This is a genomic window from Hasllibacter halocynthiae, from assembly GCF_003003095.1.
Classification (GTDB): domain Bacteria; phylum Pseudomonadota; class Alphaproteobacteria; order Rhodobacterales; family Rhodobacteraceae; genus Hasllibacter; species Hasllibacter halocynthiae.
This window is the reverse complement of the sequence record NZ_PVTT01000002.1, coordinates 976,068-992,946: the sequence shown is the minus strand read 5'-3', so window position 1 is coordinate 992,946 and position 16,879 is coordinate 976,068. Positions and strand designations below refer to the sequence as shown.

Here is a 16,879-nt window from a genome sequence, read left to right as displayed (position 1 = left end):
CCATGGCCATGAAGATCCGCCTCTCGCGCGGGGGCTCGAAGAAGCGCCCGTTCTACTCCATCGTCGCCGCCGACAGCCGCATGCCCCGAGACGGCCGCTTCATCGAGAAGCTGGGCACCTACAATCCGCTTCTGCCGAAGGACTCGGAGGACCGGGTGAAGATGAACATGGAACGGGTGCAGCACTGGCTGGACCAGGGCGCGCAACCCTCCGACCGGATCGCCCGCTTCCTCGAGGCGGCCGGCGTGCGCGAGAAGGCCGCCCGCAACAACCCCCAGAAAGGGGAGCCGGGCGCCAAGGCCAAGGAGCGCGCGGAGGAGCGAGCCGCGAAGGCCGCCACCGCCGAGGAGGCCGCCAGCGCCCCCGCCGAGGAGGCACCCGCCGAGGAAGCCCCGGCGGAGGAGTGATCCCCCGCGCCCCGCACCGTCGCAGCGCCCGGCCCCACGCGGCCGGGCGTTCGCTGTCCGGGAAGCGCCTCGATGCCCATGTGCCGAACCGTCTCCGCCCGCCCGGCAGCCACGGACCGCGCCGTGCGCAGTCCTGCGAGGCGCCGCCGCTCCTCGGCCTCGTCGATGGGGATCGGGGCTCGCCGCGGAAAGGGGGACGGCGCGCATCGGCGCCCTCCTCCGGTTCGCGTCCAGCCTAGCCCCCTTCGGATCCCCGTGATGAAATGCTTTCCGATACAGAAGGAGGGTCGATGCCCGAGGATCGCGTGACCGTCGCCGCCGTCGCCGGGGCCTTCGGGGTCCGCGGCGAGGTCCGGCTGAAGTCCTTCACCGCCGACCCCGCGGCGGTGGGCGACTACGGCCCCCTCATGGGCCCCGACGGGACCGAATATCCGGTGCGGGCGGCGCGCGCGGTGAAGGGCGGCTTCGCCGTGCGCCTCGGCGGGGTAGACACGCGAGTGGCCGCCGAGGCCCTGCGCGGCACCCGTCTGACCGTCCCTCGGGCCGCCCTGCCCGATCCTGGCGAGGACGAGTTCTATCAAGCCGACCTTCTGGGGCTGGCCGTGCTCGACCCCGGCGGCGCGGTGCTGGGGCGGGTGAAGGCGGTGCTGTCCCATGGCGAGCAGGACCTCCTGGAGATTCACCGACCCGCGAAGGAGGGGGGCGGCACCGCCCTCGTCCCGTTCACGCGCGAGATCGTGCCGACCGTCGACCTCTCGGGCGGCCGCATCGTCGTCGATCCCCCCGACGGCCTTCTCGACTGAAGCGCCGCGACGTCGCCCGCCCCCGCTCCCAATGAGGACGCGAGAGCGACGATCGGGCGGGGCCCGGGCCCCGGCGGCGCGGCAGGCCGCCAAAGCGGCACCCCCCTCCGTGCAGAGGCGGGAGGGTGCATGAGGCCAACCCAAGGCGGGGGCCGCGGCGACAAGCGGGCCCGGCACGCACCCGACTGCCCGATCCCCGCCCTGCCTCGCCTCCGCCCTTCGCACGGGCCGGCTTGCGGGCCGGGGGCGCCGCGCGCTAGCCGCGGCGCATGTCCCGCTCGCACGGCCGCCTCTCCATCGCCGCCTCCGGCGCCCCGCGCGACCTGATGGGGCCTCGGCGCCTGGCGCGCGCCTGGACGGCCAGCGTCGCGACCTTGCTGCCGGACGTCTTCCCCGGCCCGCTCGGTGCCTCGCTCACCGGACGGGCGCTGCAGGAGGGGCTGTGGCAGCTTCGGCTGACGGACCTGCGCGCCCACGGCCTCGGGCGGCACCGGCAGGTGGACGACGCCCCGTTCGGCGGGGGGCCGGGCCTCGTGATCCGGCCGGACGTGGCGGACGCGGCGTTGCGCGAGGCGCGGGAGGGGATGCAGGATGCGCCGGTGATCTACCTCTCCCCCCGGGGTGAGCCGATCACCCATGCCCTGACGAAGCGCTTGGCGGCGGGGCCGGGCGCGGTCCTGCTCTGCGGCCGGTTCGAGGGCGTCGACGAACGGGTGCTCGAGGCGCACGGCGCGGTCGAGGTCTCCCTCGGGGACTTCGTGATGACGGGGGGCGAGCTGGCCGCGATGGCCTTGATCGATGCGAGCCTGCGCCATATAGGCGGCGTGCTGGGCAACCAGAGGTCCGTGGAGGAGGAGTCCTTCGCCCAGGGCCTGCTGGAACACCCGCAGTACACGCGCCCCGCCGACTGGAAGGGCCGTGCCGTGCCGGAGGTTCTTCTCTCCGGGGATCACGGGGCGGTCGCACGGTGGCGGCGCGACACGGCCGAGAGGCTGACGAGGGAACGCAGGCCCGACCTCTGGCGCGCGCACACCGGTGCGGACGGCGACGAAGACCAGAGCCCTCGGCAGGCGAAGGAACAGGGCGACAAGCCCGCATTATAGGAGACAGGTCCATGGACCTCATCGCCCAGCTCGAGCGGGAGCAGATCGCCTCACTCGGCAAGGACATCCCGGACTTCAAGGCCGGCGACACCGTGCGCGTCGGCTACAAGGTCACGGAAGGCACCCGCACGCGGGTGCAGAACTACGAGGGCGTGTGCATCGCCCGCAAGAACGGCGAGGGGATCGCCGGCAGCTTCACGGTGCGCAAGATATCCTTCGGCGAGGGCGTCGAGCGGGTGTTCCCCCTCTACTCCACCAACATCGACTCGATCGAGGTCGTCCGCCGGGGCCGCGTGCGCCGGGCCAAGCTCTACTACCTGCGCGAGCGTCGCGGGAAATCAGCGCGGATCGCCGAGAAGACCAACTACCGGCCCCGCCGGTCGAAGCCCGCAGAAGCGGCCGAGTGAGAGGGTTCAGATCATGAAAGCCGATACACATCCCGACTACCACTTCATCGACGTCAAGATGACGAACGGCGACGTGGTGACCATGCGCTCGACCTACGGCTCGGAAGGCGATCAACTGACGCTGGAGATCGATCCTTCGGTCCACCCAGCCTGGACCGGCGGCGGCACCCGCCTGATGGACGCGGGCGGGCGCGTGTCGAAGTTCAAGAAGAAGTACGAGGGCCTCGGATTCTGATCCGCAGGCAAACGCCGTGCTTCCATGGACGCCGCCCCCTCGGGGCGGCGTTCCTCGTTCCGGGGGGGCGGTCGCCCAGCCCTCCCGCACGATGCTCCGTCCGTCCGGCCCGGGTCTCGTTCATCGCCCAATCGCTGCGCCGCGGCACGACAGAGGCACGGCTCGGCCGCCGCGCCCGCTTCCGGGTTGCGGCGGCGTGTTCTAGAGCACGCCGCACAGACAGGGGATCGAGAAGAGAGAATGACGCACATCATCGTCGTCGGGAACGAGAAGGGCGGGTCCGGCAAGTCCACGACCGCCATGCACATCGCGACGGCGCTCGCGCGGATGGGGCAGGCGGTCGCTGCCCTCGATCTCGACCTGCGGCAGAAGAGCATGGCCCGCTACCTTGCGAACCGGGCCGAGGCGCAGAGCGCGGAGGGCGTCCCCCTCCCGTGCCCGACCTACGTCCCCCTTCCGGAGCCGCGCGAAGACGAGCCGGCCGACGACCGCCTCTCCCGCGCGTTGGAGGGGATTGCGCCGGGCACGGATTTCGTGGTGATCGACTGCCCGGGAAGCCATACCAGCCTGTCCCAGGTCGCGCACACGATGGCCGATACACTGGTCACGCCGCTGAACGATAGCTTCGTGGATTTCGACCTTCTGGCGAAGGTCGACAGGGACGGGAAGGTGCGGGGACCCTCCATCTACTCTGAGATGGTCTGGAACGCCCGTCAGGCCCGGTCGCGCGCCGGGCTGCCTCCGATCGACTGGATCGTCGTGCGCAATCGCCTCGGGGCCCAGAAGATGCTCAACAAGGCGAAGATGGAGCAGGCGGTCGGTGAGCTGGGGCGCCGCATCGGGTTCCGGGCGGCCAGCGGTTTCTCCGAAAGGGTGGTGTTCCGCGAACTGTTCCCGCGAGGCTTGACGCTGCTCGACTTGCGCGACGTGGGCGCGGCGCGGCTGAACGTCTCCAACATCTCCGCCCGTAACGAGCTGCGCGACCTGATGCGGACGCTGCAGCTGCCAGGCGTCGAGATCCGCGTCTAGGCAGGACCCACCGCCGCCTCCAGCTCGGCCTGCGCCTCGGCGCGGGCGGCGAGGAGCGCGGCGCGGCGGACGGCGCGGATCCGGTCGCGCTCGGCCTGCGCGTCAGCGGAGGCGCGCGCGGCGGCGAGGCGTTCGAACGGATCGTGCCGCGAGACGCGGGGGGCGAGGAACGCTTCGATCAGACGGTTCATGGAACGGCTCCGTTCTCGTTTGACGAGCCTCTCCTCACCCCCGTTCCGGGCACGGCTTGGAAGCCCGTGGGACATTCGAGAGGCGAAGCGGTGCGCGAATGGGGCGGTGGTTCACGCCGGGCGAACGACGCCGCTGGGACGCAGCGGAATTGAACCGAAAGCAGAAACGCAAACGCCGCCCCGGGAGGACGGCGTGGCGCACTGGGGAGGATTCGAACCCCCGACCCTCTGATTCGTAGTCAGATACTCTATCCAGCTGAGCTACCAGTGCGTAGAGGGCGACCTAGCCGCCCGTGCGGGCAGGCGCAAGGGGGCGTCGTGCCGTCCGGCGGCCGGAGGAGGCTTTCGGGCCCCCGGCGGGGCAGGGCGTCACGCGGCGACGATGGCGGCGCCCGCGGCCAGCCCCTTGGGCAGCCTGATGGTGAAGGTCGTGCCTTCCCCGCCCGTCCCAGTCAGCTCGAGCGTGCCGCCATGGCCGCGCACCAACTCGGCCGCGATCGCGAGGCCGAGGCCGGTGCCGCCCTTGCTGGCCTTGCCCTTGAAGGCGGAGAAGAGGTTCTCGCGCGCGCGGGCCGGAAGGCCGGGGCCGTCGTCGCGGACGGCGATCCACCAGGCCTCCTCGTCCTCGCCGGCGGCGATGGCGATCTCGCCCCGCTCCCCCGTCGCCTCCAGCGCCTGACGGGCATTGCGCACGAGGTTGGCGAGGACGCGGATCAGCTGCTCGCCATCCGCGCGCAGCGTCAGTCCGGCGGGGATGTCCTCTCGGAACGTGACCGGGGCATCCCCGGCGGCCAGCCGCTCGCCGTCGACCACCTCGCCCACGAGCGGGGCGAGGAGGACCGGCGCGAGCCGGGGGGCGGGCTCCTCCGCGCGGCCGAAGGCGAGGGTGCCCTCGCAGAGGTTGATCGCCCGCTCCAGCGCGCCGACGATGCGGGGCGCGGCGCGGCGGACCATCGGATCCTCGGAAGATTCGACGCGGTCGAGGAAGAGCTGCGCGGTCGTCAGGATGTTGCGAAGGTCGTGGCTGACCTTCGCCACCGCCCCGCCGAGCTGCGCCAACCGGTCCTTCTGGCGCAGGGCTTGGGTCACCTCCTCCTGCATGGCGCGCAGCGCCTCCTCGGCCTCGCGCAGCTCGCGCGTGGTGGAGGTCGGCTCCATCAGCGAGCGGGCGTCCTCCGGCGCGGCGGCGTAGCGGGCCATGGCCCCGGTGACGCGGCGGATGGGCTGCACCAGCACGCGGCGCACCGCGAGGAAGAGGAGCCCCGCCGACACGAGCGAGATGACGAGCGAAAGCAGGAGTATTCGGATCCCGTAGTCGATCATCGCCTCGCGCAACGGCCCCGAATCGAGGGTGACGTCGATCGCGATCCCGGCCTCCCCCAGGGGCGCGCCGACCACCCGGATCAATTCGTCCTCCGGGTCGAGGAGGCGGGCGAAGGCATCGCGGATCAGCGTAAGGGGCGTCGCCGTCCGTAGGTCGTACGACGCGGCGACCTGCCCCCTCAGGTCCGAGGACAGGATCAGCTGGCGCACCGCGTCGCGCTGCAGGACCACGTTGTAGACCCCCGCCGTCTCCAGCAGCTCGGCCTCGAGGGTGGCGGCGATCATGTCGTCGCCGGCGATCACCGAAAGGGCGGCGATCTGCGCGGCCTCGAGCCGGGCGGACAGCCACTCCTCCCGGTAGCGGGCGATGGAGGGCACGAAGATCAGCACCTCGGCCAGCATCACGAAGAGCGCCGAGAGGACCAGGAACCGGCCTGAGAGGGTCCGCAGCATGGGCGCCACCCTAGTGCGGCCCCGTCAGGGGCGGAACCTCTGCACCAGCCGCACCGCCCGCTTGACGGCGGCGTTCTCGAAGAGGCGGGGCGAGAAGTAGGCCCCCGCGGCCCGCTTGGACGCCTCGCCCAGCGTGGGATACGGCGCGACCATGCCAGCGACCTGGCTCATCTTCAGCCCGGCTGAGATGGCCAGCGCCCAGACCCCGATCAGGTTGCCCGCGTCGCGCCCGACGATGGACGCGCCGACCGGACGGCCCTTCACCACCATCACCTTCACGAGCCCGGCGGTCGCCCCTTCGGCGACGGCGCGGTCGTTCTCGTCGAAGGGGAAGCGGGCGACTTCGACGCGGCCTGGATGCTTCTGCCGGGCCTCGGCCTCCGTCAACCCGACCTGGGCCAGCTCGGGATCGGTGTAGGTGGCCCAGGGGATGTGGCCCTGCCGGGCCTTGGACGGCAGGCCGAATAGGATTGAGCGGATCACCACGCCCGAATGGTAGCCGGCGACATGCGTGAACTGCAGGCGCCCGGCGACGTCGCCTACCGCGTAGACGCGCCGGTTGGAGACGGAGCGCAGGTCGTCGCCGACCTCGATACCCCGGGGCGAGTATTCGACCCGCCCCTCCTCCAGCCCGAGGTCCTGCACGTTGGCGCTGCGGCCCACGGCGATCAGGAGGTGGGTGCCTTCGAAGGCGCGCCCGTCCTCGGCGGTCACGGTGATCGCACCCTCGGGGCCCGAGACCTCGGCGACCTTCGCCTCCTCCTCGATCCCCACCCCCTCGGCGCGCAGGCGCTCCAATACGACCGCGGCGAGTTCGGGGTCGTCCTTGCCCAGCGCCTTGCCACCTTCGATCACCGTGACCTCGGATCCCAGGCGCCGATGGGCCTGCGCCATCTCCATCCCGATGGGCCCGCCGCCGACGATCAGCAAGCGGCCGGGACGCTCGCGCAGCTTCCACAGCGTCTCGTTGGTGAGGAAGGGCACCGTGTCGAGGCCCGGGATCGGCGGCACGAGCGGCGACGATCCGGTCGCGATCACGATGCGGCGCGCGGTGATCGTGTGCGGGCCGGCCTGGACCGTGTCCGGGGCGGTGAAGCGACCCCGCTCGCGGATGACGGTGACGCCGAGGCCCCTGAACCGCTCCTCCGAGTCGACGGGGGCGATGGTGCGGATCGTCTCCTCGACATGGCCCATCGCACGGGCATAGTCGACCTCCGGCTCGACGGGTTCGACGCCGAAGGGCGCGCCCGCCGTCATGGCATGGGCGTGCTTCGCCGACGCGAGGAGGGCCTTGGACGGCACGCAGCCGTAGTTGAGGCAGTCGCCGCCCATGAGGCCGTCCTCGAGGAGGACGACGTCGGCCCCCATCTGAACGGCCCCCGCGGCGGTCGAGAGGCCGCCCGAGCCCGCGCCGATGACGAGGACGTCCGTGGCGATCCTCTGCGGGATGGCCGTTCGAGGCGTCGCGGCTTGCTGGTTCATGGCTCAGAGCCCTTTCCGGCCGCGCACGGCCTTGAGGAGGATGGGAAGCGCCGCGAGGAGGCAGAGCCCCAGGATCGGCAGGAGGACGTGCGGCTGGAAGACGATCCCGAGGTCGGGGGTCTCGCCCTTGGCGAAGACCTCGCCCAGCCCCGCGCCGACGGAGGTGAGGACCACCGTGCCCGGCACGATCCCGAGGAACGTCGTGACGACGTAGCGCCAGAGCGGCACCCCGAAGAGGGCCGGCAGGACGTTGGCGACGAAGAAGGGCACCGCCGGGACGAGGCGGACGAGGAAGAGCGTCTCCCACTGGTTCGCGTCGATCCCAGCCTTGATCCGCCCCGCGATCCCTTCGGAGGCGTTCATCCGCGCCGCTAGCCGGTCGCCGAGGCCGAGCCGCGCGGCGAGGAAGATGCCCGTGGCGCCGGTCGTGGCGGCGAGGACGTTGAAGAGGGCGCCCGGGAGAATCCCGAAGAGGAACCCCCCCGCAAGCGTCATCACCGTCGCCCCGGGCAGCGAGAAAGCCACGACGGCGACGTAGAGGCCGAGGAAGGCGAGCGCGGCGAAGGCGTAGTTCGCATCCCGGAAGGCCAGGAGGCGCTCGCGGTTCTCGGCGAGGGCGTCGAAGGAGAGATGGCCGCGCAGGAAGAACGCGCCCAGAACCGCCGCGAGGATCACCGCGAGGAGGGGAAGGCGCCGGGCCAGGCTGCCCTTCGCATCGGTTCGGGTCGTCATGATCGCCTCGCCTTCCTTGCGCCGCGCTAGCAGTTCCCGGTGAGATGCCCATCGCGCACGGCCTCCGATACCCCTTTCACGCCGCGTTGATGCCGCCAGGGAAGTGTTACGGCCGCGCCCGCACGGATCGGGCGGCGCGACACCGGCTTCGGCGCGCCCTGCCGGCGCTCGCGGCCGTTGACACGATGGCATGCGGGCTCTAGTGAGCGACTTTCGAAATGACGGGCGGGCGTGATCCCACGGGATATCCGCCGGCCCCCGGCCCCGGAGAGAGATCATGAAGCGCACATTCCAGCCGTCGAACCTCGTCCGCAAGCGCCGCCACGGCTTTCGCGCGCGCATGGCGACCAAGGCCGGCCGCAAGATCCTCAATGCCCGCCGGGCGCAGGGCCGCAAGCGCCTGAGCGCCTGAGCGCCCGCCCCGCCCGGGGCGCCGAACGACCCGAGGGCACCCCGGCAGAGGCCGCGGGCGCCCCCGGCACGTCGGAGGACGACTTGCCGGACCAGAAGACCCCCCTTCCCTCCATCTCGAAGCGCCGGGACTTCCTTCTCGCCGCGCGGGCCCGGCGGGCCGGGACGCCTTCCTTCACCCTCCAGGCCCGTGATCGCGGCGACGGCAACGGCGCGCGCGTCGGCTTCACCTGCTCGAGGAAGGTCGGGAATGCAGTCGCTCGCAACCGCGCCAAGCGACGCCTCCGCGAGGCGGCGAGGCTGGCGCTGAGGCCCCTCGCGCGCGAGGGTTTCGACTACGTGCTGATCGGCCGCCTCGGGGCTACGGCGGCGCGGCCGTTCGACGCGCTTCTGGCGGATGTCCGCGACGCCCTGGCGAAGGTGCACGGATGACCTGGGGCGCGCGTATCCTCGCCGCGCCGGTACATCTCTACCGCGCGACCTTCTCCCCGCTCGTGGGCTTCTCGTGCCGCTATCAGCCGACCTGCTCGGCCTATGCGCTGGAGGCGCTGGAGATGCACGGCGCGCTAAGGGGCGGGTGGCTGACCTTCCGGCGGCTGCTGCGCTGCCATCCGCTCGGGGGGCACGGCTGGGATCCGGTGCCGGAAAGACGGCCCCGTTAACGGAACCTCCACAGGTTCCGCGCTAGGGCCTCGCCGGAGGGAGGCCCGCCATGACAGTTCCAAGCCTGACGCCGCAGCGGATCCCGCCGCGGCGCCTACTGCTGGTCGCGCTTGCGCCGATCGCTGCGCTCGCGGCGCAGCATTTCGGCGGCGCAGCGGCCCTGGGCGGGGCGAGCCTGGCGGGTGCCGCGCTCCTGGCACGGCCTCGCCGGCCACACGTCCCGCCGCTGGAAGGACGCGCCCTGATCGAGGTCCGGCTTGAGGAGGCGCTCCGCGCCGGGGGCGAGGGACGGACCGCCTGCTTCGTCGTCGTGGTGGACGACCTGCCCCGCGCGTCGCATCGCGTCGGCCGGCGCGACGCTGGCGAGATCGCGCCCATGGTGGGCGAGCGGCTGCGCGCCACGTGCCGCTCGGACGACGTCGTCGCCCGGCTGGAGGACGGAAGTCACGCCGTCGCGCTGGCGTCTGCCCGCCATACGGACACGGAGGCCTTGCTGCGCCTCGCCGGCCGGATGCAATCGGCCGTCGCGCGCGGGCTGCCGATCGGGGGGCGGACCCTCCAGCTCAGCGCTTCCGTGGGGCTGTGCGGCGAGGATGCCGGCGCCCGCACGGGCGCGGCCATGATCGAGGCGGCCGAGATCGCCGCCGACGAGGCCGTGCTGGCCGGACCGGGCGCGACCCGCTCGTTCACCCCCCGGATGGGTTGCGAGCGTCGCGGCCGGGACGCACGAGCCGGCGCTGCCGCGCGCGCGCTCGAGCGGGGCGAGATCGTCCCGTGGTTCCAGCCGCAGATCGATACCGGCACGGGGATGCCCTCCGGCTTCGAGACGCTCGCGCGATGGCGGCACCCCGTCCGCGGCCCCCTCCCCCCATCCGAATTCCTCCCCGAGCTCGAGCGGGCGGGCCTTCTTCCCAGGCTCGGCGACAAGATGCTCGACCAAGCGCTCGAGGCGCTGGCGGGATGGGACCGCGCCGGGGTGCGCGTGCCGCAGGTCGGGATCAACGTCTCCGGGCCAGAGCTGGCCGACCCCACCCTGCCGGCACGGATCGCGCACGCGCTGGACGGGTGGGGCCTGACGCCCGGCCGCCTCGCGGTCGAGGTTCTCGAGACGGTGGTTGCGGGGACGGAGGACGACGTGATCTGCCGCAATCTCGCCGAGATCGCCGCGATGGGCTGCGGCGTCGACCTCGACGACTTCGGCACCGGGCAAGCGTCGATCGGGGTCATCCGCCGCTTCTCGATACGCCGCCTGAAGATCGACCGCAGCTTCGTCGCCCGGCTCGACAGCGACGACGGCCAGCGGCGGATGGTCGCCGCCATCGTCGAGATGGCAGCACGGCTCGACCTCGCCACCGTGGCCGAGGGCGCCGAGACGCCGGAAGAGCTGGCCGTCCTGTCGCAGCTCGGCTGTGACGCGGTGCAGGGCTTCGGCGTCGCCCGCCCCATGCCCGCGGACGCCGTTCCGGGCTGGATCGCCGCCCGCGCCGCCGCCCTGGCCAACCTGCCCCGCGTCGGCCATGCTACATAGGCGGGGCGGCGACCTCCGCGGCGGCCGTACCCTTGACCTTCCGGTCCCCGGTCGGTTGAAGGCGGCGATTCCCTGAAAGCACCGGCGTCCTCCCCATGGAAGAGAACAACAACCGCAACCTGATCGTGGCGACCGTGCTCTCGACGCTGGTCCTGCTGGTGTGGTTCGTCTTCTTCCCCCCCGCCACCCCCGAGGAGGAGCTTCCCCCCGAGGCGCCCGTCCCGGCTGCTCAGGTCGGCGTGGACGGGGTCGCCCCGACCCCCGGCCCGGTCGAGGGGCCGGGGGCTCCGGCTCAGGCGGGCGCAGGCGCGCCGCCCGCGCCCGGGGCGCCCCGCGTGCCCATCGCGACGCCCGAGCTGACCGGCTCGATCAACCTCGCGGGGGGGCGGATCGATGACCTCGAACTTACCCAGTACCGCGAGACGCTGGACGAGGACTCGCCGCTCGTGCGCCTCCTGTCGCCGGTGGAGGACGTCGGCAGCTACTACGCCCTCTTCGGCTGGGCCCCCACGGCCGCGCTCGGCACGGAGGCCGTTCCCGGGCCCGCGACGCCCTGGCGCCTCGTCTCGGGCGAAGCGCTGACGCCGGAGGCCCCCGTGGTCCTGGAATGGGACAACGGCGCCGGCCTGATCTTCCGGCGGACGATCGCGGTGGACGAGGACTTCATGTTCACCGTCCGGCAGGAGGTCGCCAACGCCACGGACGCCCCCGTCGCGCTCGCGCCCTACGGGCTCATCGCGCGCGAGGGGTTGCCCGCCGACCTGCGGGGCTTCTTCATCCTCCACGAGGGCGTCGTCCGCATGAGCGACGGCGAGCTCGAGGAGATCGACTACGACGACATGGAGGATTTCCCCTCCGACCCCCGCGAAGGCGGCGGCACCGAGCCCATCGAAGTCGGCGAGGCCGGCTGGATCGGCTTCACCGACCAGTACTGGATGACCACCCTCATCCCCGAGGACGGCCCCTTCCTCAGCGTCGCGAAATACGTCCCCAACGCCGACATCCGCACCGCCGAGGCCCGGCTGCCGACCCTCAGCGTGGCCCCGGGCGAGACGGGCGCGACGACGATGCGCCTCTTCGCCGGCGCGAAGGAATGGGAGACCATCCGGGAGTACGAGGCCGGCCGCGACCTCGAAGGCTTCGGCGAGAGCCTGCGCTACGGCCTCTTCGGGACGGAGGCGGGCATCTACGGCTTCCTCGACAGCATCGACTGGGGCTGGTTCTTCTTCCTCACCAAGCCGATCTTCTTCGTCCTGCACGAGTTGAACCTCGCCATCGGCAACATGGGCGTGGCGATCATCGTGCTGACCTTGATCATCAAGGCGATCCTGCTGCCGCTCGCCTACAAGTCCTATGTCTCCATGGCGAAGATGAAGGAGCTCCAGCCCGAGATGGAGAAGGTCAAGGAGCGGGCCGGTGACGACCGCCAGAAGCTCCAGCAGGAGATGATGAAGATGTACCGCGAGAAGAAGGTGAACCCCGCCGCGGGCTGCCTTCCCCTGTTGGTGCAGATCCCGATCTTCTTCTCGCTCTACAAGGTGATCTTCGTCACGCTCGAGTTGCGGCACGCGCCCTTCTTCGGGCCGTTCCAGGATCTCAGCGCGCCCGACCCGACCTCGATCTTCAACCTCTTCGGCCTGCTGCCCTACGGCGCGCCCGAGCCGGGGACGATCCTCGCCCTCGTCTTCATCGGCATCCTGCCGCTTCTGCTGGGCATCTCGATGTGGCTGCAGCAGAAGCTGAACCCGGCACCGACGGACCCCACGCAGGCGATGGTCTTCGCGTGGCTGCCTTGGGTGTTCATGTTCATGCTGGGCGGCTTCGCGTCGGGGCTGGTCGTGTACTGGATCGCGAACAACACGATCACCTTCACGCAGCAGTACCTCATCATGCGCAGCCAGGGGATGAGGCCGGACGTGTTCGGCAACATCCGCGAGGGGTTTCGCAAGCGGAAGGTCGCGAACGAGGCCGGGCCGCCTTCGGGAAAATGAGGGTCGCGGCACTCTGGCGGCACCCGATCAAGGGGCACGGGGCCGAGGCGCTGAACCGCGTCCGCCTGGAGGGCGGCCGAACCATGCCCTGGGATCGCCACTGGGCCGTGGCGGACGAGGGCGCCCGGATCAAGGGCGCGGGCTGGGCCGCCTGCCGCAACTTCGGGCGCGGGGCCAAGTCGCCGGCGCTGATGGCCATCGGCGCCGAATGGGACGAGGAGGCGCGCCGCATGACCCTTCGCCACCCGGACCGGCCGGACTTGCGGTTCGACCCGGACGCCGAAGGCGAGCGCCTGATCGAATGGGCGCGACCCCTCTATGCCGAGGGACGGCCCGGCCCGGCCGCGCTGATTCGGGCGGAGGGACAGGGCATGACGGACGCGTCCATGCCGACGGTGTCGGTCCACTCGACCGCCTCGCTGGCTGCGCTGTCCGAGGCCGCGGGCCGCGCGCTGGATCCGCGCCGGTTCCGCGGGAACCTGTGGGTGGACGGGGCGGCGGCGTTCGGCGAGGACGCTTGGATCGGCCGCCGATTCCGCGTGGGCGGGGCGGTGCTGGAAGGGGTCGAGCCGATCCTTCGCTGCCGCGCCACCGAGGCCGATCCGGCGACGGGACGTCGCGATGCCGATACGATGGGCGCGATGCGGCGCCTGCGGGGCGAGGCGGCGTTCGGCATCCACGCGCGGGTGATCCATGGGGGCGAGGTCGCCATGAACGACCCGGTGGCGGCGTGAGGCTGCCCTTCCCCCTTGCCGGGGAGCCCGCGCCCGCCCAGGCGGAGGAGGCGCGCGTCCTCCTCTCCAAGGCCGAGTTCCTGAAGGGCGTCGTCGCGATGGACGGCCTGCCGCCCCCGGACCGGGCGGAGGTATGCATGGCCGGCCGCTCGAACGTGGGGAAGTCGACGTTGATCAACGCGCTGACCGGCCGACGCGCACTGGCGCGGGCGTCGAACACGCCGGGCCGCACGCAAGAGATCAACTTCTTCACCGTCGCCGCCAGCCATTATCTGGTGGACCTGCCGGGCTATGGCTTCGCCGAGGCCCCCGTGGCGGTGAAGGAGAAGTGGCAGCGCCTCTTGAAGGCATACCTGACCGGGCGGCCCAACCTGAAAAGGGCCTTCGTGCTGATCGACGGGCGCCACGGGGCCAAGCCGGTCGACGAGGGGATCATGGGCCTGCTCGACAAGGCCGCCGTACCTTTCCAGGCGGTCGTGACCAAGGCGGACAAGGGTAAGGCCCGCGACCGGGACGCCGCACTGGAGCGGACGCGGGATGCCCTGAACCGGCACCCCGCGGCCTTTCCGGAGATCATCCTGACCTCGTCCGAGACCGGCGAGGGGGTGCCGGCCCTGCGCGCGGCGATCATGGGCCTCGCGGACTAGGCCGCGAGGGTCTGTCGGTCCCGCAGCGCGCGGTAGAGACCTCCGTCGCGCGCCATCAACTCGGCCGGGGGGCCGTCCTCGACGATGCGGCCCCGATCGAAGACCAGGATCCGGTCCATCCGCTCGACCGTGGCGAGGCGGTGGGCGATCACCAGGGTCGTGCGCCCCTCCATCAGACGCTCGGCGGCCTCGGCGACGCGGGCCTCGGCCTCCGAGTCGAGCGAGGAGGTCGCCTCGTCCATGACGAGGACCGGCGCGTCCGACAGGAAGGCGCGGGCGATGGCGACGCGCTGGCGCTCGCCCCCGGAGAGCTTCACGCCCCGCTCGCCGACCTCCGTGCCGTAGCCCTTGGGCAGCCGTTCGATGAACCCGTGCGCCCCGGCGCGGCGGGCGGCCTCGCGCACCGCGTCCATGCCGGCGTCCGGGCGGGCGTAGCCGATGTTTTCGGCGAGGCTCCGATGGAACAGGATCGGCTCCTGCGGGACGAGGGCGACGTGGCGGCGCAGGTCGTCGAGCCGGACCGAGGCGATGTCGACACCGCCCAGGGTGATCCGCCCTTCCGTCACCTCGTGGATGCGCTGGATCAGCTTGACGAAGGTCGTCTTGCCCGAGCCCGAGCGTCCGACGAGCCCGACCTTCTGCCCTGCCGGCACCCCGACGTGAAGGTTCGAGAAGAGAGGCGATGGCGCACCGTCGTAGCCGTAGCCGACATGCTCGAAGGCGAGGGCGGCGGCGCAGCGCGGCAGGGCGCGCGCGGGGGTGCGGGCGACCGGGGCCTCGGGGGCGACGTCCATGATATCGACCATCTCCTCGGCGTCGTTGACCGCCTTCTGCAGCATCCGCACCTGGCTGCCGATCTGGCGCAGGTAGCCGTGCAACATCCCTAGGGCGGAGACGGCGAAGGCCACCTCGCCCGGGCCGGCGAGGCCGCGCGACCAAGCCAGCAGCGCCGCGCCCAGCACCGCTGCGCGGAGCGCCCAGAGGACCGTGTCCTGCGCCAGTCCCGTGGCCGTGCCCCGTCGCCAGGTCCGCCGGCTGCGCGCGGACCACTTGTCCGTGATGCGCGCGAGGCGGACGTCCTCGCGCCCTTCGGATGCATGCGCCTTGACCACCGCGTTCGAGGTGACCGCATCCGCGATCGCGCCCGAGATGCGGCTGTCCTGCGCGTTCGCCAGCCGCGCGGCGGGCGCGACCCAGGCCAGCGTCATGGAAAGCGAGACGGCGATGAAGAGGGACGCGCCCAGAAGGGCCAGGAGCCCGGCCTCCGGCCGAAAGGCCGCCAGGGTGGCGACCGTGCCGATCAGAACGACCACCGCCGGACCCAGCTCCAGGAAGAGAAGGTCGGCGAGGTCGTCCAGCGCCCAGGCCCCCCGCGTGATCCGGCGCACCGTCGCGCCCGCGAAGGCGTTCGCGTGCCAGCCAGTGGGCAGGCGCTGCACCCGGGCGAAGACCTCGGCGATGGTCTCGCGCATGGTGGCGAGCGTGAAGTCGATGATGACGAAGTAGCTGCCGATGCGCGCCCCGATGGACAGCGCGCCCAGCGCCAGCAGCAGGGCGAGCGCCCTCCAGGGCGAGCCGGCCGGTTCGGCCACAGCCCCGACCAGCCAGCCCGTCGCGACGGGGATCGCGACGTCCGCCGCCGTGGCGAGGAGGACGAGGGCGACGGTCGCCGCCAGCCGGCCGGGCTGACGACGCCAGCGCGAGAACGCGAAGGAGAGGACGCGCGCGAACGCGTCGCGCTTGGTATGGATGGCCATTGCGGAGATCGCCTGCCCGGGCGGGCGGCGCCTTCGTGGAACGTTAGGATGCGGCCCTGAAGGGGGCCGGACGACGTCTAGCGGAAGCGGGTCCGCACGCCGGCGAAGGGGGCGGTGTCGAGGGTCATGGCGTCCATCGTCGTCCTCCTTCGCGTTCCGTGATGCGCGACCTCTAGCGTGTCCTGCGACATAGCGTCAAGCCGCGCCGGCGGCGGGCCGCCGAGTGGGCAGGGCTAAACGTGCTGGCCGCCGTTCACCTCGATCTCCGTGCCCGACACGTAGGAGGAGGCGTCCGAGCAGAGGAAGTGGATCACCTCCGCGACCTCGCGGGGCTGGCCGAGGCGGCGCAGGGGCAGGTCTTGGACGATGTCCTCCGTGCCGGGCGAGAGGATCGAGGTCTCGACCTCGCCGGGGGCGATGGCGTTCACGCGCACCCCGAGGGGGCCGAAATCGTGCGCCATCTCGCGCGTCAGCGCCTTCAGCGCCGCCTTGGATGTGGCGTAGGCCGCGCCCGCGAACGGGTGGACCTCGTTGCCGGCGATCGACGTGACGTTGACGATCGCCCCGCCCGCCCCGACCAGCTCGTCCTTCAGCCCGCGGGCGAGGACGACGGGGGCGAAGAAGTTGACGTGGAACACCTGCCCCCATGTCGAGAGGTCGGTGGTCAGGGTCGACAGCCGCTTGCCCCCCTCGCCCTTGGGCGAGATGCCGGCGTTGTTCACCAAGGCGTCGAGGCGGCCGCCGAGCTTCCCGCGGATCACGTCCAGGGCCGCGATGGTCTTCCCGGGGTCGGCGAGGTCGATCTCGACGTGGTTCTCGGCACCGCCGGGCCAGGGGCAGCGCGGATCGAAGGGCTGGCGCGAGCAGGTCAGCACCCGCCATCCCTGCGCCGAGAAGGTCTTGACCGTCGCGTGGCCGATCCCGCGGCTCGCGCCCGTCAGGAGGAGGGTCTTCTGCATCGCGGGCACCTGTTGGCAGGGGGG

The 16,879-nt window shown here is 72.0% G+C and carries 19 protein-coding genes and 1 tRNA gene; 13 read left to right on the top strand and 7 right to left on the bottom strand.

Annotation, left to right across the window (positions count from 1 at the left end; all coding sequences use genetic code 11):
• Positions 1-2: 2 nt before the first annotated feature.
• The 6 genes from rpsP to BCF33_RS11830 all read left to right on the top strand — a co-directional run bounded on the left by rpsP (position 3) and on the right by BCF33_RS11830 (position 3,984).
• Positions 3-407: a 30S ribosomal protein S16 gene (rpsP, locus tag BCF33_RS11855; protein ID WP_106161124.1), complete on the top strand. Its 405-nt coding sequence runs from the start codon at positions 3-5 to the stop codon at positions 405-407.
• Between the two features lie 290 nt (positions 408-697).
• Positions 698-1,210 (top strand): ribosome maturation factor RimM, encoded by a 513-nt coding sequence (gene rimM / locus BCF33_RS11850; RefSeq protein WP_106161123.1) that lies wholly within the window; start codon positions 698-700, stop codon positions 1,208-1,210.
• Positions 1,211-1,479: 269 nt separating this feature from the next.
• Positions 1,480-2,313 (top strand): tRNA (guanosine(37)-N1)-methyltransferase TrmD, encoded by an 834-nt coding sequence (gene trmD, locus BCF33_RS11845; RefSeq protein WP_106161122.1) that lies wholly within the window; start codon positions 1,480-1,482, stop codon positions 2,311-2,313.
• Positions 2,314-2,324: 11 nt separating this feature from the next.
• Positions 2,325-2,720 carry a 50S ribosomal protein L19 gene (rplS, locus tag BCF33_RS11840; RefSeq protein ID WP_106161121.1) on the top strand — a complete coding sequence of 132 codons (396 nt, stop codon included), beginning with the start codon at positions 2,325-2,327 and terminating at the stop codon, positions 2,718-2,720.
• Positions 2,721-2,733: 13 nt separating this feature from the next.
• The gene (gene rpmE, locus BCF33_RS11835; RefSeq protein ID WP_106161120.1) at positions 2,734-2,955 is read left to right on the top strand and encodes a 50S ribosomal protein L31; all 222 of its coding nucleotides are present in this window, start codon (positions 2,734-2,736) and stop codon (positions 2,953-2,955) included.
• 240 nt (positions 2,956-3,195) lie between these two features.
• On the top strand, positions 3,196-3,984 hold the full coding sequence (locus BCF33_RS11830; protein ID WP_106161119.1) for a division plane positioning ATPase MipZ: 789 nt from the start codon (positions 3,196-3,198) through the stop codon (positions 3,982-3,984).
• Here BCF33_RS11830 and BCF33_RS11825 read toward each other — a convergent pair.
• The 5 genes from BCF33_RS11825 to BCF33_RS11805 all read right to left on the bottom strand — a co-directional run bounded on the left by BCF33_RS11825 (position 3,981) and on the right by BCF33_RS11805 (position 8,165).
• Positions 3,981-4,175: a hypothetical protein gene (locus tag BCF33_RS11825; protein ID WP_106161118.1), complete on the bottom strand. Its 195-nt coding sequence runs from the start codon at positions 4,173-4,175 to the stop codon at positions 3,981-3,983. The two genes, BCF33_RS11830 and BCF33_RS11825, sit on opposite strands and share 4 nt — an antisense overlap.
• Positions 4,176-4,369: 194 nt before the next feature.
• A tRNA-Arg gene (locus BCF33_RS11820) sits at positions 4,370-4,446 on the bottom strand.
• 98 nt (positions 4,447-4,544) lie between these two features.
• Complete coding sequence (locus BCF33_RS11815) at positions 4,545-5,951, bottom strand: sensor histidine kinase (RefSeq protein ID WP_106161117.1); 1,407 nt, start codon at positions 5,949-5,951, stop codon at positions 4,545-4,547.
• A gap of 24 nt (positions 5,952-5,975) precedes the next feature.
• A complete protein-coding gene (locus BCF33_RS11810; RefSeq protein ID WP_106161116.1) occupies positions 5,976-7,433 on the bottom strand; it encodes a dihydrolipoyl dehydrogenase family protein in 1,458 nt (485 codons plus the stop codon).
• Between the two features lie 3 nt (positions 7,434-7,436).
• Positions 7,437-8,165: a TVP38/TMEM64 family protein gene (locus BCF33_RS11805; RefSeq protein ID WP_106161115.1), complete on the bottom strand. Its 729-nt coding sequence runs from the start codon at positions 8,163-8,165 to the stop codon at positions 7,437-7,439.
• Positions 8,166-8,442: 277 nt separating this feature from the next.
• Here BCF33_RS11805 and rpmH point away from each other — a divergent pair, with 277 nt between their 5' ends.
• The 7 genes from rpmH (at position 8,443) to yihA (ending at position 14,139) form a co-directional block, all read left to right on the top strand.
• Positions 8,443-8,577, top strand: a complete 135-nt coding sequence (rpmH, locus tag BCF33_RS11800; RefSeq protein WP_106161114.1) for a 50S ribosomal protein L34 — start codon at positions 8,443-8,445, stop codon at positions 8,575-8,577.
• Between the two features lie 83 nt (positions 8,578-8,660).
• Complete coding sequence (gene rnpA, locus BCF33_RS11795; protein WP_211292387.1) at positions 8,661-9,008, top strand: ribonuclease P protein component; 348 nt, start codon at positions 8,661-8,663, stop codon at positions 9,006-9,008.
• A complete protein-coding gene (gene yidD / locus BCF33_RS11790) occupies positions 9,005-9,238 on the top strand; it encodes a membrane protein insertion efficiency factor YidD (protein WP_106161113.1) in 234 nt (77 codons plus the stop codon). Before rnpA ends, yidD begins: the two co-directional genes overlap by 4 nt.
• Before the next feature lie 50 nt (positions 9,239-9,288).
• A complete protein-coding gene (locus BCF33_RS11785; protein WP_106161112.1) occupies positions 9,289-10,767 on the top strand; it encodes a GGDEF domain-containing phosphodiesterase in 1,479 nt (492 codons plus the stop codon).
• A gap of 95 nt (positions 10,768-10,862) precedes the next feature.
• Positions 10,863-12,758, top strand: a complete 1,896-nt coding sequence (yidC, locus tag BCF33_RS11780) for a membrane protein insertase YidC (RefSeq protein WP_106161111.1) — start codon at positions 10,863-10,865, stop codon at positions 12,756-12,758.
• Positions 12,755-13,492, top strand: coding sequence for an MOSC domain-containing protein (locus tag BCF33_RS11775; RefSeq protein ID WP_106161110.1), 738 nt, complete (start codon positions 12,755-12,757; stop codon positions 13,490-13,492). Before yidC ends, BCF33_RS11775 begins: the two co-directional genes overlap by 4 nt.
• A complete protein-coding gene (gene yihA / locus BCF33_RS11770; RefSeq protein WP_106161109.1) occupies positions 13,489-14,139 on the top strand; it encodes a ribosome biogenesis GTP-binding protein YihA/YsxC in 651 nt (216 codons plus the stop codon). The genes BCF33_RS11775 and yihA overlap by 4 nt, the downstream gene beginning before the upstream one ends.
• On the opposite strand, the gene BCF33_RS11765 is transcribed toward yihA, so the two are convergent.
• Positions 14,136-15,896, bottom strand: coding sequence for an ABC transporter ATP-binding protein (locus BCF33_RS11765; RefSeq protein ID WP_106161108.1), 1,761 nt, complete (start codon positions 15,894-15,896; stop codon positions 14,136-14,138). The genes yihA and BCF33_RS11765 overlap by 4 nt on opposite strands.
• 233 nt (positions 15,897-16,129) lie before the next feature.
• Positions 16,130-16,855, bottom strand: a complete 726-nt coding sequence (locus BCF33_RS11760) for an SDR family NAD(P)-dependent oxidoreductase (protein WP_106161107.1) — start codon at positions 16,853-16,855, stop codon at positions 16,130-16,132.
• Positions 16,856-16,879 lie beyond the last annotated feature (24 nt).

Bases quoted from the DNA above. Each gene is read 5' to 3' on its own strand.
- rpsP (WP_106161124.1), top strand. From the start codon at position 3: ATGGCCATGAAGATCCGCCTCTCGCGCGGGGGCTCGAAGAAGCGCCCG.
- rimM (WP_106161123.1), top strand. From the start codon at position 698: ATGCCCGAGGATCGCGTGACCGTCGCCGCCGTCGCCGGGGCCTTCGGG.
- trmD (WP_106161122.1), top strand. From the start codon at position 1,480: ATGTCCCGCTCGCACGGCCGCCTCTCCATCGCCGCCTCCGGCGCCCCG.
- rplS (WP_106161121.1), top strand. From the start codon at position 2,325: ATGGACCTCATCGCCCAGCTCGAGCGGGAGCAGATCGCCTCACTCGGC.
- rpmE (WP_106161120.1), top strand. From the start codon at position 2,734: ATGAAAGCCGATACACATCCCGACTACCACTTCATCGACGTCAAGATG.
- BCF33_RS11830 (WP_106161119.1), top strand. From the start codon at position 3,196: ATGACGCACATCATCGTCGTCGGGAACGAGAAGGGCGGGTCCGGCAAG.
- BCF33_RS11825 (WP_106161118.1), bottom strand. From the start codon at position 4,175: ATGAACCGTCTGATCGAAGCGTTCCTCGCCCCCCGCGTCTCGCGGCAC.
- BCF33_RS11815 (WP_106161117.1), bottom strand. From the start codon at position 5,951: ATGCTGCGGACCCTCTCAGGCCGGTTCCTGGTCCTCTCGGCGCTCTTC.
- BCF33_RS11810 (WP_106161116.1), bottom strand. From the start codon at position 7,433: ATGAACCAGCAAGCCGCGACGCCTCGAACGGCCATCCCGCAGAGGATC.
- BCF33_RS11805 (WP_106161115.1), bottom strand. From the start codon at position 8,165: ATGACGACCCGAACCGATGCGAAGGGCAGCCTGGCCCGGCGCCTTCCC.
- rpmH (WP_106161114.1), top strand. From the start codon at position 8,443: ATGAAGCGCACATTCCAGCCGTCGAACCTCGTCCGCAAGCGCCGCCAC.
- yidD (WP_106161113.1), top strand. From the start codon at position 9,005: ATGACCTGGGGCGCGCGTATCCTCGCCGCGCCGGTACATCTCTACCGC.
- BCF33_RS11785 (WP_106161112.1), top strand. From the start codon at position 9,289: ATGACAGTTCCAAGCCTGACGCCGCAGCGGATCCCGCCGCGGCGCCTA.
- yidC (WP_106161111.1), top strand. From the start codon at position 10,863: ATGGAAGAGAACAACAACCGCAACCTGATCGTGGCGACCGTGCTCTCG.
- BCF33_RS11775 (WP_106161110.1), top strand. From the start codon at position 12,755: ATGAGGGTCGCGGCACTCTGGCGGCACCCGATCAAGGGGCACGGGGCC.
- BCF33_RS11765 (WP_106161108.1), bottom strand. From the start codon at position 15,896: ATGGCCATCCATACCAAGCGCGACGCGTTCGCGCGCGTCCTCTCCTTC.
- BCF33_RS11760 (WP_106161107.1), bottom strand. From the start codon at position 16,855: ATGCAGAAGACCCTCCTCCTGACGGGCGCGAGCCGCGGGATCGGCCAC.